Source organism: Neobacillus oceani, from assembly GCF_046237595.1.
GTDB lineage: Bacteria > Bacillota > Bacilli > Bacillales > Cytobacillaceae > Bacillus_D > Bacillus_D oceani.
The window spans coordinates 2,852,008-2,868,337 of record NZ_CP143543.1 but is presented as its reverse complement, the minus strand read 5'-3'; the positions used below and the strand labels follow the sequence as shown (position 1 = coordinate 2,868,337).

At 46.9% G+C, this 16,330-nt stretch carries 13 protein-coding genes; 12 read left to right on the top strand and 1 reads right to left on the bottom strand.

Annotated elements, in window-relative coordinates:
- Positions 1–2 precede the first annotated feature (2 nt).
- The 7 genes from V1499_RS14465 to spo0A all read left to right on the top strand — a co-directional run bounded on the left by V1499_RS14465 (position 3) and on the right by spo0A (position 8,713).
- Positions 3–887, top strand: coding sequence for a polyprenyl synthetase family protein (locus tag V1499_RS14465; RefSeq protein ID WP_409270599.1), 885 nt, complete (start codon positions 3–5; stop codon positions 885–887).
- Between the two features lie 305 nt (positions 888–1,192).
- Positions 1,193–3,085, top strand: a complete 1,893-nt coding sequence (gene dxs, locus V1499_RS14460; protein ID WP_409270598.1) for a 1-deoxy-D-xylulose-5-phosphate synthase — start codon at positions 1,193–1,195, stop codon at positions 3,083–3,085.
- Positions 3,086–3,088: 3 nt separating this feature from the next.
- Entirely contained in the window at positions 3,089–3,934 is an 846-nt protein-coding gene (locus V1499_RS14455) for a TlyA family RNA methyltransferase (RefSeq protein ID WP_409270597.1), read from the top strand.
- 154 nt (positions 3,935–4,088) lie between these two features.
- Positions 4,089–4,538: a transcriptional regulator AhrC/ArgR gene (gene ahrC, locus V1499_RS14450; protein WP_316569673.1), complete on the top strand. Its 450-nt coding sequence runs from the start codon at positions 4,089–4,091 to the stop codon at positions 4,536–4,538.
- Positions 4,539–4,553: 15 nt separating this feature from the next.
- A complete protein-coding gene (gene recN, locus V1499_RS14445) occupies positions 4,554–6,242 on the top strand; it encodes a DNA repair protein RecN (protein WP_409270596.1) in 1,689 nt (562 codons plus the stop codon).
- Positions 6,243–6,377: 135 nt separating this feature from the next.
- Positions 6,378–7,655: a SpoIVB peptidase gene (gene spoIVB, locus V1499_RS14440; RefSeq protein ID WP_409276307.1), complete on the top strand. Its 1,278-nt coding sequence runs from the start codon at positions 6,378–6,380 to the stop codon at positions 7,653–7,655.
- A 269-nt stretch (positions 7,656–7,924) separates the two neighbouring features.
- Positions 7,925–8,713 carry a sporulation transcription factor Spo0A gene (gene spo0A, locus V1499_RS14435; RefSeq protein WP_409270595.1) on the top strand — a complete coding sequence of 263 codons (789 nt, stop codon included), beginning with the start codon at positions 7,925–7,927 and terminating at the stop codon, positions 8,711–8,713.
- 98 nt (positions 8,714–8,811) lie between these two features.
- Here the strand turns inward: spo0A and V1499_RS14430 are convergent, their stop codons facing one another.
- The gene (locus V1499_RS14430; RefSeq protein ID WP_409270594.1) at positions 8,812–9,048 is read right to left on the bottom strand and encodes a DUF2627 domain-containing protein; all 237 of its coding nucleotides are present in this window, start codon (positions 9,046–9,048) and stop codon (positions 8,812–8,814) included.
- 180 nt (positions 9,049–9,228) lie between these two features.
- On the opposite strand from V1499_RS14430, the gene V1499_RS14425 reads away from it, so the two are divergent.
- The 5 genes from V1499_RS14425 to lpdA all read left to right on the top strand — a co-directional run bounded on the left by V1499_RS14425 (position 9,229) and on the right by lpdA (position 16,307).
- The gene (locus tag V1499_RS14425; protein ID WP_409270593.1) at positions 9,229–11,310 is read left to right on the top strand and encodes a sigma 54-interacting transcriptional regulator; all 2,082 of its coding nucleotides are present in this window, start codon (positions 9,229–9,231) and stop codon (positions 11,308–11,310) included.
- A 213-nt stretch (positions 11,311–11,523) separates the two neighbouring features.
- The gene (gene yqiS / locus V1499_RS14420) at positions 11,524–12,420 is read left to right on the top strand and encodes a phosphate butyryltransferase (RefSeq protein WP_409270592.1); all 897 of its coding nucleotides are present in this window, start codon (positions 11,524–11,526) and stop codon (positions 12,418–12,420) included.
- Positions 12,421–12,440: 20 nt separating this feature from the next.
- Positions 12,441–13,535, top strand: a complete 1,095-nt coding sequence (gene bcd / locus V1499_RS14415) for a branched-chain amino acid dehydrogenase (RefSeq protein ID WP_409270591.1) — start codon at positions 12,441–12,443, stop codon at positions 13,533–13,535.
- Between the two features lie 223 nt (positions 13,536–13,758).
- A complete protein-coding gene (gene buk, locus V1499_RS14410; RefSeq protein ID WP_409270590.1) occupies positions 13,759–14,871 on the top strand; it encodes a butyrate kinase in 1,113 nt (370 codons plus the stop codon).
- Between the two features lie 14 nt (positions 14,872–14,885).
- Positions 14,886–16,307, top strand: coding sequence for a dihydrolipoyl dehydrogenase (gene lpdA, locus V1499_RS14405; protein ID WP_409270589.1), 1,422 nt, complete (start codon positions 14,886–14,888; stop codon positions 16,305–16,307).
- Positions 16,308–16,330 lie beyond the last annotated feature (23 nt).

The following is a 16,330-nucleotide window of genomic DNA, read 5'->3' as shown; positions in this document are numbered from 1 at the left end:
AAGTGGGAAAAGGACTTTTGGACGACGCAATATTTAAATACAGGCAGCTATTGGAAGAAGAACTCCGTTCATCAGTCCAAAGGCTGGAAGCGCCCGAATCACTAAAGAAAGCAATGCTGTATTCACTTGAAGCAGGAGGAAAAAGAATCCGGCCTATGCTAGTTTTCGCGGCAATGGATGCCTTCGGGCGGAATCCAGAGGAAGGGATCGCAGCGGCTGCGGCAATTGAAATGGTCCATACATACTCGCTGATCCACGATGACCTCCCAAGCATGGATGATGACGACCTGAGAAGGGGAAAACCGACGAACCACAAAGTGTTTGGAGAAGCGATGGCCATCCTCGCTGGTGATGCCTTGTTAACTTACAGTTTTGAACTGCTTGGAGATATGAATGCAAGCGCTGCTACAAAACTCAGGCTTGTGGCAGGACTGGCAAAGGCGGCCGGAGCCTCTGGAATGGTGGGAGGGCAGGCCGCAGACATGGAGGGCGAGGATAAGGAGCTGACCCTAGAACAACTCGAAGCCATCCACATTAATAAAACAGGTAGGCTCCTTACCTTTAGTGTCCTTGCAGGGGCGATTTTGTCAGACGCGGATAAGGACAGGCTTGAATTGCTCTCCAAGTTTGCGTTCCACCTCGGCCTGGCGTTTCAGATACGGGATGATATCCTTGACCTTGAAGGAGATGTGGGCACCATTGGAAAGCCTGTCGGAAGCGACACTGCAAACCATAAAAGCACCTACCCGAAACTCCTGACACTAGAAGGGGCTAAGAACGCTTTGGAATCCCATATTACGAAGGCAAGGGAAGAGCTGGATAAAACCGGGCTTGACACCCGGCTGCTGCTCGAAATCACGGAGCTTATCGCCACACGGAACCATTAACCCCCCCATTTGAGCGCCGGACCTAAATATGGTACAATCGAGCCTATACAGTGAACCTTCCATCAGTGGGTGATCTTCCCCGCTGATGGTTAGGCACCTGTTCAAGTTAGAGTAAATAAACACTGACTATGTTGCCGTTATCACGACTGTGCTAGCGGCATATTTTTTACCCAGGGAGGAAATACGGCGAATTAGGGAAATAATAGGTGAAATTTCGATATTTCCTTGAGGATTCCGCCCATTCCTTTATAATAAAAGGGGCTAATGTTAGTTGGTGAATATGCAATGAAAGCGAGTGGTCCTAATTGGATCTTACATCAATAAAAGATCCATCCTTTCTTAAAAGGATGTCGAACAAGGAACTTGAAAAGCTAAGCAAGGATATCCGCCGGTTCCTTATTGAAAAACTATCGGTTACAGGCGGCCATATCGGCCCGAATCTTGGGGTTGTGGAATTGACAATCGCCCTTCATAAAGCATTTAACAGCCCTAAGGATAAAATCATTTGGGATGTTGGTCATCAGTCCTATGTGCATAAAATTCTTACGGGAAGAGCGTGCGAATTCGACACTTTAAGGCAATTCAAAGGGCTTTGCGGCTTTCCAAAACGTTCGGAAAGCGAGCATGATGTATGGGAAACCGGGCATAGCTCCACTTCACTATCCGCCGCGATGGGAATGGCTATTGCAAGGGATTTGAAAAAAGAAAATAGCTTTATCCTTCCGGTTATTGGCGATGGCGCTTTGACCGGGGGAATGGCTCTTGAAGCGCTCAATCACATCGGGCATGAAAAGAAAAATATGATTGTTATACTCAATGATAATGAAATGTCCATTGCCCCCAACGTCGGTGCACTTCACAATGTACTTGGAAGGCTGAGGACTTCCGGAAAATACAATGGGGTAAAAGATGAGCTCGAGCTTCTTATCAAAAAAATCCCTGCTGTAGGCGGAGTCCTGGCCGCTACTGCCGAACGGGTAAAAGACAGCCTGAAGTACATGCTCGTTTCAGGTATGTTTTTCGAAGAAATGGGCTTTACCTACCTTGGGCCGGTAGATGGCCATAATTTTGAAGATTTATTTGAAAATATCGCCTATGCGAAGAAAACGGAAGGGCCGGTCATCATCCACGTTATTACGAAAAAAGGGAAGGGCTACCACCCAGCGGAGTCGGATAAAATCGGCACATGGCACGGAACCGGACCTTATAAAATGGATACCGGCGCTTTCGTCAAGCCATCATTTTCCCCTCCTTCATGGAGCGGCCTTGTCAGTGAAACCGTCCGAAAGATCGCCAGAACCGATGAGCGGGTTGTGGCAATCACGCCGGCCATGCCTGTTGGATCGAAGTTGGAAGGGTTCGCAAAGGAATTTCCGGACAGGATGTTTGACGTCGGCATTGCCGAACAGCACGCGGCTACAGTCGCTGCCGGATTGGCAACCCAGAACATGAAGCCTTTCCTTGCTATCTATTCCACCTTCCTTCAGAGGGCCTATGACCAAGTCGTTCACGATATTTGCAGGCAAAACCTGAATGTATTCATCGGAATAGACAGGGCCGGGCTTGTCGGCGCCGACGGGGAAACACATCAGGGTGTATTCGATATCGCTTTCCTTCGCCATGTTCCGAACCTAGTGCTGATGATGCCGAAGGATGAAAATGAAGGCCAGCACATGGTTTATACGGCGTTGACCTATGATGACGGTCCGATCGCTATGAGATTCCCGCGCGGCAATGGAATTGGGGTCCCGTTGGATGATACGTTCAAAGCCATTCCGATTGGAACATGGGAAGTTCTCAAGGACGGCAAAGATGCCGCGATTCTCGCATTTGGCACGACAATTCAAATGGCCTTGGACGCTGCGGCGGAAATGGAAAGAAGGGGTGTTTCCGTTAAGGTGGTGAATGCCAGATTCATCAAACCGTTGGATGAAGAAATACTTGCCGGTATTCTAGAGGACGGCATGCCGATCTTAACGATTGAGGAAGCTGTCCTTCAAGGTGGATTTGGCAGCAGCGTAATTGAATTCGCACATGACCACGGCTATTTTAAAAGTGTTATTGACCGAATGGGAATTCCGGATAAGTTCATCGAGCATGGCAGCGTTGATGAGCTCCTAGACGAAATCGACTTCACCGTTGATTCAGCCATCAGCCGCCTGTCAATTCTCACCGCTAAGAAACAGCAGAGGGCGTAAAGAATGAAAGTGAAAAAAGAACGTCTTGATGTCCTCCTTGTTGAAAGAGGGCTGGTGGAGACACGTGAAAAAGCGAAGCGGGCTATTATGGCCGGCCTCGTCTATACAAATGAGCAACGGCTCGATAAGCCAGGTGAAAAAATCAGCACCGATTTACCCCTGGCGGTAAAGGGCAATGTCCTTCCTTATGTCAGCAGGGGAGGGCTGAAGCTCGAAAAAGCGCTTCGTGTTTTTAATGTTGATGTTTCTGGGAAAACAATGCTCGATATTGGTTCTTCGACCGGAGGCTTCACAGATTGCGCGCTCCAAAATGGCGCCAAAATGTCATATGCGCTCGATGTGGGATATAACCAACTCGCCTGGAAACTTCGCCAGGATGAACGGGTTGTAGTAATGGAACGGACGAATTTCCGTTATGTCACCCCCGCGGACCTGCAAAAAGGAATGCCCGATTTTGCAACAATCGATGTTTCATTCATTTCCCTTTCGCTTATCCTACCGGTATTGGCAACCTTGCTGGTGCCTTCCAGCGACGTGATTGCCCTCGTTAAACCCCAATTCGAGGCCGGGCGTGAACAAGTTGGGAAGAAGGGGATAGTAAGGGATGAAAAGGTGCATATCGCTGTCCTGGATAAAACGATCCGATTCGCCCTTGATTCCGGTTTCAATGCTATTGGCCTGTCTTGGTCACCGATTACTGGGGGAGACGGAAATATCGAATTTCTTCTTCATTTAAGATGGGAAGGAGAAGGAATTGGAGGCAAAAACCTTCTGGATGTGAACCCGGAGGAAATTGTCAATGCCGCCCACCACGACTTGAAAACAAAACACACCGAAGAACAAGGATAGGCATATGCTTATCCTTTTCTTGCGGTTTTGGCAAGTTTGTGTTTTCTGTAAAGAATCATTGTACAAGAATGCGCAAATCGGCTAACATATGTGTAGAACCGACAAATTTTGATAGCCTACGAAATGTTTTAATCACCTAATGGAGTGATAATGAATGAATAAAGGCCAACGCCATATTAAAATCAGGGAAATCATTGCAAACAATGATATTGAAACGCAGGACGATCTTGTAGATGAATTAAAAAGACAGGGTTTCAACATTACCCAGGCGACGGTTTCCCGGGATATTAAGGAACTCCATCTTGTGAAGGTCCCGCTTTTGGATGGAAGGTATAAATACAGCCTTCCCGCCGACCAACGCTTCAATCCTCTGCAAAAATTGAAACGAGCCCTTATGGATGCGTTCGTAAGGATTGATGCGGCCGGCCATTTGCTCGTCATGAAAACACTTCCTGGAAATGCAATGGCAATAGGGGCTCTGATTGATAATCTCGATTGGGAAGAAATTCTCGGGACCATCTGCGGGGACGATACACTCTTGATTATCTGCAGGACTCCCGAGGATACCGGGGTTATTACCGACAGGTTCCTTGAAATGCTGTAGGTGGGGGAATGCTACTTGTTAACGGAACTATCCATTAAGAATTTCGCAATCATTGAGGCCCTTTCTGTATCGTTTTCAAAGGGCCTGACTGTTTTGACCGGGGAAACCGGCGCTGGCAAATCGATTATCATTGATGCCATCCACCTCCTTGTCGGCGGAAGGGGTTCATCTGAATTTGTCCGCCACGGAGAGGAAAAGGCGGAGATTGAAGGCCTTTTCATTCTTGACGATAAAAAACATCCATGTGTCGAGAAAGCTTCGGAATATGGCATTGAAATTGAAGACGCAATGATCGTGCTGCGACGGGATATTTCCCAAAATGGGAAAAGTGTTTGCAGGGTAAACGGGAAGCTCGTAACGTTAACGGTTCTAAGGGAAATTGGCGGGACGCTCGTCGACATCCATGGACAGCACGAACATCAGGAGTTGATGAATGAAGCACTCCATCTGTCACTTCTCGATCAATTCGGAAACCATGGCATATTTCCGGTCCTTGAGTCGTACCAGCGGGTTTATGGAAAATATGAAGAAACGCTTGGAAAGCTTCGCAAGCTAAGTGAAAATGAACAGCAAATGGCCCACAGGCTCGACCTGATTCAATTCCAATACGAGGAAATCACCACTGCCAACCTTAAGCCGGATGAAGACGAAGAACTCGCCGAAGAAAAGCAACGGCTAGTCAATTTCGAAAAAATATTTGAATCTGTCCAATCAGGCTATAATGCACTGAAAGGTGATTCCCGCGCGCTTGACTGGGCCGGGGAGGCAATGGGGCTTCTTGAAGGCGCCGCTGCCCTTGACCCATCCTACAAGGACACGTTTGAAGCGATTTCAAACAGCTATTATATGCTTGAAGACGCAGCTTCCACGCTTCGTAACAGGCTTGAGCTTCTGGAATATGACCCAGAAAGGCTGAATGAAATCGAGGCAAGGCTGACCGAAATCAATCAATTGAAACGGAAATATGGAAAAACCATTCCGGAAATCCTGTCATACGCGGAAAAAATCAGTGCCGAAATTGACGCACTCCAGAATAAAGAAACCCATATCGGGAATCTTGAAAAAGAACTCGCCCAATTGAAAAAACATTTATCAAGTGAAGGCTCAAACCTGACTTCCATAAGGAAAAAATCGGCTGAAAAGCTCGAAAAGCTTATCCATAAAGAACTGAAGGACCTTTACATGGCGAAAACCGTTTTTGAAATCCGGTTTTTAAATGAACGTTCCCAGTATACACGGATGGGTGCGGACAAGGTTGAATTTTTCATTTCCACAAATCCTGGCGAACCTTTAAAGCCGCTTTCCAAAGTGGCGTCCGGCGGGGAATTGTCGCGTATTATGCTTGCTTTAAAGAGCATCTTCTCAAAACACCAAGGGGTAACATCCATTATATTTGATGAAGTTGATACGGGGGTAAGCGGAAGAGTGGCCCAGGCAATTGCCGAAAAGATTTTCAAGGTTGCAACAGGGTCACAAGTTCTCTGTATTTCACACCTTCCACAAGTAGCTGCGATGGCGGATACCCATCTGCTTATTTCAAAAGTAACAAAAGGCGGTAGGACTAAAACATCCGTCGTCCCGTTAAATGAAGAGGAGAAAGTAGCGGAAATCGTCCGGATGATTTCCGGGGTAGAGATAACCGACCTCACAAAGGAACATGCAAAGGAATTGCTGCTCCTCGCTTCCAAAACTAAAAACACATGAAATGCTATCCAGTATGGGTAGCTTTTTTATTTGCCTGAGGGTTATAAATGCTTCTTATCCCGGCAAAATTATAACTGTAGCCATTTTTTAAGGACAGCACCTGAAGCGAGGAGAGTGAGGTATTTGAATAAAAGAATGCTGAGAAAAATAATCGGTGGAATTCTCCTTGTTTCAATCATCATGTTTGTAAGCTGGAAGCCATTTCAGATGTATCTTGACATTCCAAAGCAGATTACCGTCTTTCAGGGCGATCAAGTTTCTTTTGGTAAGGCATCCGCAGTTAGCGCGGCCGTAGCGGCGAACTCCGAGACAATCGTCCTTAACCAAACCGAGCACCTTGTCTCCGTGTCGGCAAAGGAATCGGGAAAAAGCGAAGTAATCCTCGACCTGGCGGGAATACCAATTAAAAAGGTCGATGTAAATGTATTAAAAGGCTTCAGGGTTTATCCCGGGGGCCAATCGATTGGGGTAAAATTAAATACCGTTGGCGTCCTTGTGGTAGGCCATCATCAGGTTGACACAGGAAATGGAAAAAAATCCCCTGGTGAGATGTCAGGAATAAAAGTAGGGGACATCATTACAGAGATAAATGGCCAAAAAATTGAAAAAATGTCCGATGTCGCTCCTTTTGTCCAGGAGGCAGGCCAAACGGGCAAGCCCCTAAAAGTGCTCATCTCAAGGGAAAAAGGAAGGTTCAAAGCGGAGCTTATGCCTCTTAAAGAAAAAGGGGCCTCCAACTATAAGCTTGGCCTTTATATCCGGGATTCGGCCGCAGGAATTGGCACGATGACCTTTTATCAGCCAGGTTCCAAAAAATACGGGGCGCTTGGCCATGTCATTTCGGATATGGATACAAAAAAGCCCATTGTCGTTGAGGATGGACAGATTGTCAGATCGACTGTAACAAGCATTGAAAAAGGAAGTAATGGGAATCCAGGCGAAAAGCTCGCCAGGTTTTCAGATGATAGGGAAATAATAGGAAATATCAACAGGAATAGCCCATTTGGGATATTCGGTAAATTAAACAGGGATATTGAAAACGGCATTTTGGATAAACCAATGCCTATCGCTTTATCCCATCAGGTAAAAGAAGGGCCGGCAAAAATCTTGACGGTCGTTGATAACGATAAAGTGGAAATGTTCAATATTGAAATTGTGAGCACAATCCCGCAGAAGTTTCCGGCAACAAAGGGAATGGTTATTAAGGTAACGGATCCAAGGCTTTTGGCAAAAACAGGTGGGATTGTCCAGGGAATGAGCGGAAGCCCTATCATCCAGTCGGGGAAGATAGTCGGAGCTGTCACCCATGTTTTTGTTAACGATCCTACATCTGGGTATGGCGTCCATATTGAATGGATGCTGACGGAAGCGGGAATTGATATATATGAAAAACCTGAATTAAAAGCAAGCTGAAAAATTGGCCCCCTATCGGAGGGCCTTTTTGTTTAGCAAGGAATAGAAAAGGATATACAAAAAATAAAGAATTTTCGACAAAAATGAAAAGAATAACGAAAATGGTCGAAAAACGGAGAAAAATAGAGGATTTACCTTTTTTCGTGGGTTTTTTAAGAAAAATTTAATTGTTCGCAGGATTTCCTGTTGCATTGTCGAATATGTCATTTAGAATAGAAAATAGGTTATACAAAATGAATCTTTTATGGAATCCAAGGAGGTAACTGGGAGTGAAAAAAATTAAAGTTTGTGTGGTGGATGATAATAGGGAGCTGGTAGGGCTGCTGGAGGAATACATATCTTCACAGGAAGACATGGAGGTTGCCGGCATTGCCCATAATGGCCAGGAATGCCTAGAAATGCTTGAGGAAGTGAACCCGGATGTCCTGGTTCTTGATATCATTATGCCTCATCTGGACGGGCTTGCAGTTTTGGAAAGGATACGCGAATTGAAGAACGGCCCTATGCCGAACGTTATTATGCTAACCGCGTTTGGCCAGGAAGATGTTACGAAAAAAGCAGTTGAATTGGGGGCTTCCTATTTTATCCTTAAACCATTCGATATGGAAATGCTCGGAAACCATATTCGTACAGTAAATGGAAAAACAAGTGTAACCCGAAAAGGCCACTCCACTGGATTCCGCTCCAATTCCGAGCAAAAACCGAAAAACCTTGATGCCAGCATAACATCTATCATCCATGAAATCGGGGTCCCAGCCCATATTAAAGGATATCTCTATCTCCGCGAGGCAATTTCTATGGTATACAACGATATTGAACTCCTTGGTTCCATCACCAAAGTCCTGTATCCGGATATTGCGAAAAAGTACAACACGACCGCCAGCAGGGTGGAGCGCGCCATACGCCATGCGATCGAGGTAGCTTGGAGCAGGGGTAATATCGATTCTATTTCATCCCTTTTCGGCTATACGGTCAGCATGTCAAAAGCAAAGCCTACAAACTCCGAATTTATTGCGATGGTTGCTGACAAATTGCGCCTTGAGCATAAGGCGTCCTAAGAGCTAGCTTCTTAGGGAATACTTTTTCATCCCCCTACATGAAATGTGCAGGGGGATTTTTCATCCAAAAAATAGGAAGAGAGCAGCTAGCTCCTTTCCTATTTCCTTTTGAACCTGTCCTGTACCTTGTTCCGCTTCCTGTCCCGGTGGAGGATAAATCCCGCCACGAAACCAAGGCCGAGAATAAATAAAATAAACCCGATAAGAAATTGGAGCCAAAGATGTGTAAACGGCTGCTGCAACTTCCCAAAAACCATGTCTCTCATTAATTTTATTCCAAAGGCCGCCAAAAACCCCGGAATAAGCATTACAACGAGGGCTGCTATACGCTTCATGCCAACATTCCTTCCCCGCACTTCTATAGGATTAGTGCCTCAGCAAAATCATAGTCCAAGAACCAAATTTGTCAAGAACCATAATAAAAGCTACAATTAGTGTGAAAAAGGTTGCAGGCGCTTGAAAAAAAGCATGAAATTATTTGCCGGGAAAGCGGCAAACCATTCATGAAGGGGTGCATGGGGTTGCCAAATGCAATGATCGTCGGTGCTGGCAAGGGCGGTACCGCAATCCTGAGAATGCTGAAGGAAACAGAAGTGCTTGATGTTAAGGCTGTCATCGATAGAAACGAAGACGCCCCGGGCATTGTGCTTGCGCAAGAGGCGGGGATTCCAACTGGAACTGATTGGAAGGCGTTCCTTGACGGAAAAATTGATATTATTTTTGAGGTTACGGGGAACCCGGAAGTTTTTACGGAGCTGAGGGAAGCCGCTGGGCAAAAGTCGGTACTTATCCCTGGCAGCGTCGCATTTTTAATTTCAACCTTGATGGAAGAAAAAGAAGACTTAATTGAACGACTTAAAAATGAATCGTATAAGTATGATTTGATTTTTAATTCCACGGACGATGGAATGGTTGTCATTAATAAGGACGGGATTGTAACACTTCTGAACCGGCGAGCGTCGGAAATGGTCAAATACGACCGAAAAAAAGCATTAGGGAACCATATTTGGGAAGTCATTCCTTCGAGCAGGCTGCCCATTGTGATGGAAACCCGGAGGATTGAAGCAAATCAGGAAATGGTCCTCGAAAACGGCGAGAAAATCATCACAACGCGAATTCCGATTATTGATGAAAACGGCGGGTTAATCGGCGCTTTTGCCGTGTTCAAGGATATTTCGGAAGTTGTCCGCCTGGCGGAGGAAATCACCAATTTGAAAGAAATCCAGACTATGCTTGAAGCAATCATCCAATCAAGCGATGATGCAATATCGGTTGTCGATGAAGCTGGGCGCGGAATTTTAGTTAACCCCGCATATAACCGCATCACCGGGCTTAGCAGGGAACAGGTAATCGGCCAGCCAGCAACAGCAGACATTTCCGAAGGGGAAAGCATGCACATGAAGGTATTAAAAACCCGCAGGCCAGTCCGCGGCGTCCCTATGCGTGTCGGCCCAAACAAAAAGGAAGTCATTGTAAATGTCGCTCCCATTATTGTAGAGGGAAAGCTAAAGGGAAGCGTTGGCGTTATCCATGATATGTCCGAAATTAAATCATTGAACAGGGAATTGACCAGGGCCCGGCAAATCATCCGGACGCTTGAGGCCAAGTATTCCTTTGAGGATATTATTGGGCAATCCGAAGAAATGCAACTCGCTATTGAACAGGCGAAGCTTGCGGCGAAAACTCCAGCGACCGTCCTGCTAAGGGGAGAATCGGGCACAGGCAAGGAATTATTTGCCCATGCCATCCATAATGCGAGCGACCGGCGCTTCAATAAGTTTGTAAGGGTTAATTGTGCCGCATTGTCGGAGACACTTCTGGAAAGCGAACTGTTTGGCTATGAAGAAGGTGCTTTTTCCGGCGCGAAAAGAGGCGGTAAGCCGGGGCTATTCGAAGAGGCAAACAACGGGAGCATTTTCCTGGATGAAATCGGGGAGCTTTCGGCGAATACACAGGCAAAGCTGTTAAGGGTCCTGCAGGAAAGGGAAATCATCCGGGTCGGGGGTACTAAACCACTGCCAATCAATGTAAGGATTATAGCAGCCACGAATGTAAATCTCGAGAAAGGGATTGCATCCGGGACATTCAGGGAGGACCTTTACTACAGGATTAACCGGCTGCCAATCCATATTCCGCCTTTGAGGAACCGAAAAGAAGAAATACCGCTTTTGTGTGAAAGGCTAATTCAAAAGATCAACCAGGATTATGGCAGGAACGTTGAAGGGATAACTGATTCCGCCATTCTCCAGCTTCAGGAATACGGCTGGCCGGGAAATGTCCGGGAACTGGAAAATGTCCTTGGCAGGGCAATTATTTTCATGGCATACAATGAAACAGTCATTGACCGAAAACATCTGCCTGAACTAAAGAACAAGGAAGCCGGTCGGCACGGCCACATCGAGATGTCTGAGGAGGGACGAGGGGAATCCTTGTCACTTGCCGAGATGCTCGATCGTTATGAAGCAGAAATAATTAGCCGGACGATGCAACGGGCAAATGGAAATAAAACAAAAGCCGCAAAAATGCTTGGGCTCTCGATTAGGAATTTGTATTATAAACTTGAAAAATACGAGCTTGAAAATAAAAGCATGCAATAATTTGCAAGTTGTGCATTTTTTTGCAAATGAACTTGGCTTATTACAATTGTTGTAAGTAACGGAACTTTATTACCCGCGCTTGATTTTGAGCAAATTTAAACTGTTTCCTTTGGGTTTTTGTAATTCTTATAAATGAAATGCTATTTTGGCACAGAACTTGCATTATAGGATTACGGGGATGGAGTTACCCATCAAAGGGGATGATTGCACATAATGTTTCTTGAATCGTTAATCGGTAAAGTAGCGGAGAACGGCAAAAAAACCGTGGCTGTTGCAGCCGCTGGAGAACACGAAGTACTTGAGGCGGTTGACCTCGCGGTACAAAAGAATTTTGCAAATTTTCTTTTGTACGGTGACCGGGAACAGATTGAATCCATGTACGGCTCTTCACCTGATCGTTCAATAAGCATCATTCATAGCCCAGACCCGAAAACGGCCGCAGAAGATGCCGTAAAGGCGGTAAGCAGCGGGCGGGCGGATGTTTTAATGAAAGGGAATGTCCAGACATCTGTTATCCTTAAAGCAGTATTGAACAAGGATTTCGGCCTCCGGACAGGAAAGATTCTTTCTCATACGGCAGCCTTTGAAATTGAAGGATACGACAGGCTAATCTTTGTTACCGACTCGGCCATGAACATTGCACCGGATTTGGAACAAAAAGCCGACATCATAAGGAATGCCGTAGCGCTGGCGAATTCAATCGGGGTGGAAAACCCGAAGGTGGCACCCTTGTGTGCTGTTGAAACCATAAACCCGGCGATGCAGGCTACGTTGGATGCAGCCTCCTTGTCAGCAATGAATAAACGCGGGCAAATCAGCGGCTGTATCGTGGATGGGCCGCTTGCGCTTGATAATGCTGTATCAGTGCCGGCCGCGGAACACAAAGGCATTTCCGGCGCAGTCGCTGGGAAAGCGGACATCCTGCTCGTTCCATCAATCGAAACAGGAAATGTTCTTTATAAGTCGCTCGTTTATTTCGCAAAGGCAAAAGTCGGCGCAGTCATCTGTGGTGCAAAGGCACCCATTATCCTGACTTCCAGGTCCGATTCTTCTGAAAGCAAGCTTTACTCACTCGCTCTCGCAATATGCTCTGTGAATGGACAAAATTGAAGATTAGGGAGGAAATGAAAATGGAAATCTTTAAATATTTGGAGCAGTATGATTATGAACAGGTAGTTTTTTGCCAGGACAAGCAATCAGGGCTTAAGGCAATCATCGCGATTCATGATACCACTCTAGGGCCAGCACTTGGTGGAACACGGATGTGGACATATGACTCTGAGGAAGCCGCGATTGAGGACGCCCTCCGCCTTGCCCGAGGCATGACATATAAAAATGCAGCGGCCGGATTGAACCTTGGCGGCGGAAAAACCGTAATCATAGGCGATCCGCGCAAAGACAAAAATGAAGAAATGTTCCGTGCTTTCGGTAGATACATCCAAGGCTTAAACGGCCGTTACATAACCGCGGAAGATGTCGGCACGACTGTTGCCGATATGGATATAATCCATGAGGAAACTGACTATGTCACAGGAATTTCCCCGGCATTCGGATCTTCGGGTAATCCGTCCCCGGCTACTGCTTATGGTGTATACAGGGGAATGAAGGCTGCCGCCAAGGAAGCTTACGGCTCGGATTCCCTTGAAGGAAAAACTGTTGCCATTCAGGGAGTGGGAAACGTAGCCTACAATCTTTGCCGCCACCTTCACGAAGAAGGTGCCAGGCTAATCGTTACCGATATTAATAAAGAGGCTGTTCAAAGGGCTGTAGAAGAGTTTGGGGCGAAGGCAGTGGATCCGGATGAAATATACGGCGTTGATTGTGATATCTATGCTCCATGTGCGCTGGGGGCTGTTATAAATGATGAAACAATTCCGCAATTAAAGGCAAAGGTCATTGCGGGATCAGCGAATAACCAGCTGAAGGATACACGCCACGGGGACATGATCCATGAACTTGGCATTGTTTATGCTCCGGATTATGTCATCAATGCAGGAGGCGTAATTAATGTAGCGGACGAATTGTATGGCTACAACCATGAACGGGCTATGAAAAAAATTGAAACGATTTATTCCAACATTGAAAAAGTCATTGAAATCGCAAATCGTGATGGCATTCCAACTTATAAGGCCGCAGACCGAATGGCGGAGGAGCGTATCGAAAGGATGCGGAATTCCCGGAGCCAATTCCTGCAAAACGGCCATCATATCCTAAGCAGGCGTTAAGCATCGGAAAATCCGGCCTTCCCACGTTGTTCAGGGGTTATCCATTTCAATATGGGAGGCCGGGTCCGATTGGAGAAGAACAGTGAAACGGTTTAGCGGATTAGCTGAACCAATCGGTTTCGTTCTGCCGTTATAACTACGCGCGGGCGGAGAATGCGGCCACAGCAGAACAAGGCTTTTATCAGTGGGAAATCACCACTTATCAGCTTTCTGGAGGTCTTGAATGGTGCAAAACAAAGACTATCGGATCCTGGTAATCAATCCGGGCTCTACATCCACGAAGATCGGCATCTTTGACAATGAGCGATCGGTACTTGAAAAGACAATTCGCCATGATTCTGAAAAAATTACTTCCTTTGAGAGCATCATCGATCAATACGCATTCCGTAAAGAGACGATCCTGGAAACGCTTGATAATGAAGGAATCAACTTATCGAAATTAAGCGCCGTTTGCGGGCGCGGCGGATTGCTTCGCCCGATAGAAGGCGGTACATATTCGGTTAACAGCGCAATGCTGGAAGACCTGAAAAACGGCTATTCCGGCCAGCATGCCTCGAATCTTGGCGGAATCATTGCCTACGAGATAGCGGAGGGGCTGAATATCCCGGCCTTTATCGTCGATCCCGTCGTCGTTGATGAACTCGATGAAATCGCCCGAGTTTCCGGGTTCTCATTAATAGAGCGAAAAAGTATCTTCCATGCTTTGAACCAAAAAGCCGTTGCCAGGAGAGTATCTAGGGAATTGGGGAAAAGCTATTATGACCTTAATTTGATCGTTGTCCACATGGGGGGCGGCATTACGGTTGGCGTACATAAGGGCGGTAGGGTCATCGATGTGAATAACGGACTGCACGGCGATGGGCCATTCAGCCCGGAACGCGCGGGAACTGTTCCTGCCGGTGACCTTGTCAGCCTCTGTTATTCAGGTGAATACTATCGTGATGAAATCATGAAAAAACTCGTCGGCCAGGGGGGGCTCGTTGGTTACCTAGGAACGAGCGACGCAGTGCAGGTTGAGAAGATGATTGAAAAAGGAAACAGGAAAGCCAGGCTTGTCTATGAAGCGATGGCTTACCAGGTTGCCAAGGAAATTGGCTCCGCCAGTGCAGTCCTTGCAGGCAGGGTTGATGCCATCATCCTTACCGGCGGGCTCGCATACGGAAAATCATTCGTTAAATTGATAACCGAACGGATCAACTGGATTTCAGATGTAATCGTCCATCCTGGAGAAAATGAGCTCCAGGCCCTCGCCGAAGGAGCGCTGCGCGTCCTAAAAGGCGAAGAGGAAGCCAAAATCTACCCGAACCAGGCAAAAATTCATACATCAACTTTTTAACAGGGGGCAAACCAATGGCACAGGAATACGATTTGGTCATTTTAGGCGGGGGCACCGGCGGCTATGTGGCAGCTATCCGCGCATCTCAATTAGGGCTAAAAACCGCAATTGTTGAAAAAGGAAAACTTGGGGGGACGTGCCTTCATAACGGCTGCATTCCGTCCAAAGCCCTGCTCAGGAGCGCTGAGGTATATGCTACGGCTAAAAAAAGCGAGCAATTTGGCGTATTCGCATCTGAAGTGACATTTGATTTCGGCAAAGTACAGGAGCGGAAGGAATCGATTGTAGCCCAGCTGCATAAAGGCGTCCAGCACCTAATGAAACAAGGCAAAATCGATGTTTACGAAGGAATGGGCAGAATCCTCGGCCCATCCATCTTCTCGCCGATGCCGGGAACGATTTCAGTGGAAATGAACGATGGCTCGGATAATGAAATGCTCATCCCAAAAAATGTCCTGCTTGCGACGGGTTCAAGGCCCCGTTCGTTGCCTGGCCTCGATATCGACGGGGAGTTCGTTCTCTCGTCGGACGAAGCGCTTAAGATGGAATCCCTTCCAGCTTCGATAATTATTGTTGGCGGCGGGGTTATCGGAATCGAGTGGGCTTCAATGCTTTCCGATTTCGGAGTAGAGGTGACCGTACTTGAGTATGCGCCTCGCATCATTCCGACCGAAGACCATGAAGTATCAAAGGAAATGCAGCGCCTGATGAAAAAACGGGGTGTCAAGATCGTTACAGGCGCGAAGGTGCTCCCAGAAACACTATCCAAAGGTGAAGGTGTTTCGATTTCCGCGGAAGTCAAGGATCAGCTAAAAGAGTACAAGGCGGATAAACTTCTTGTCTCCGTAGGGCGGCAGGCGAATATAGAAGGAATCGGCCTGGAAAATACCGATATTGAAATTGAAAAAGGCTTTATAAAGACCAATGAATTTTTCCAAACGAAGGAATCCCATATTTATGCTGTAGGGGATGTCATTGGGGGGCTCCAGCTGGCACATGTTGCTTCGCACGAAGGAATCGTCGCGGTTGAGCATATTGCGGGAAACGATCCGCAGCCAATTGACTACACATTGGTTTCAAAATGTATTTACAGCCATCCTGAAGCAGCCAGCGTTGGCTTGACCGAGGCGGAAGCGAAGGAACTCGGCCACAAAGTAAAGACTGGAAAATTTTCGTTCAGGGCGATTGGTAAGGCGCTTGTATTCGGGGAGTCGGACGGGTTCGTCAAAATCGTGGCCGATGAAGAAACAAACGACCTGCTTGGCGTCCATATGATCGGCCCGCATGTAACGGATATGATTTCCGAAGCCGGGCTTGCAAAGGTACTGGATGCGACACCGTGGGAGATTGCCCATACGATCCATCCGCACCCAACATTGTCCGAGGCCATTGGGGAAGCTGCTCTGGCAGTCGACGGAAGGGCGCTCCATTCCTAAATCTCCTTATTGGAGGATGGGAT

Bases quoted from the DNA above. Each gene is read 5' to 3' on its own strand.
- V1499_RS14455 (WP_409270597.1), top strand. From the start codon at position 3,089: ATGAAAGTGAAAAAAGAACGTCTTGATGTCCTCCTTGTTGAAAGAGGG.
- ahrC (WP_316569673.1), top strand. From the start codon at position 4,089: ATGAATAAAGGCCAACGCCATATTAAAATCAGGGAAATCATTGCAAAC.
- spoIVB (WP_409276307.1), top strand. From the start codon at position 6,378: ATGCTGAGAAAAATAATCGGTGGAATTCTCCTTGTTTCAATCATCATG.
- V1499_RS14430 (WP_409270594.1), bottom strand. From the start codon at position 9,048: ATGAAGCGTATAGCAGCCCTCGTTGTAATGCTTATTCCGGGGTTTTTG.
- V1499_RS14425 (WP_409270593.1), top strand. From the start codon at position 9,229: ATGGGGTTGCCAAATGCAATGATCGTCGGTGCTGGCAAGGGCGGTACC.
- yqiS (WP_409270592.1), top strand. From the start codon at position 11,524: ATGTTTCTTGAATCGTTAATCGGTAAAGTAGCGGAGAACGGCAAAAAA.
- bcd (WP_409270591.1), top strand. From the start codon at position 12,441: ATGGAAATCTTTAAATATTTGGAGCAGTATGATTATGAACAGGTAGTT.
- buk (WP_409270590.1), top strand. From the start codon at position 13,759: ATGGTGCAAAACAAAGACTATCGGATCCTGGTAATCAATCCGGGCTCT.
- lpdA (WP_409270589.1), top strand. From the start codon at position 14,886: ATGGCACAGGAATACGATTTGGTCATTTTAGGCGGGGGCACCGGCGGC.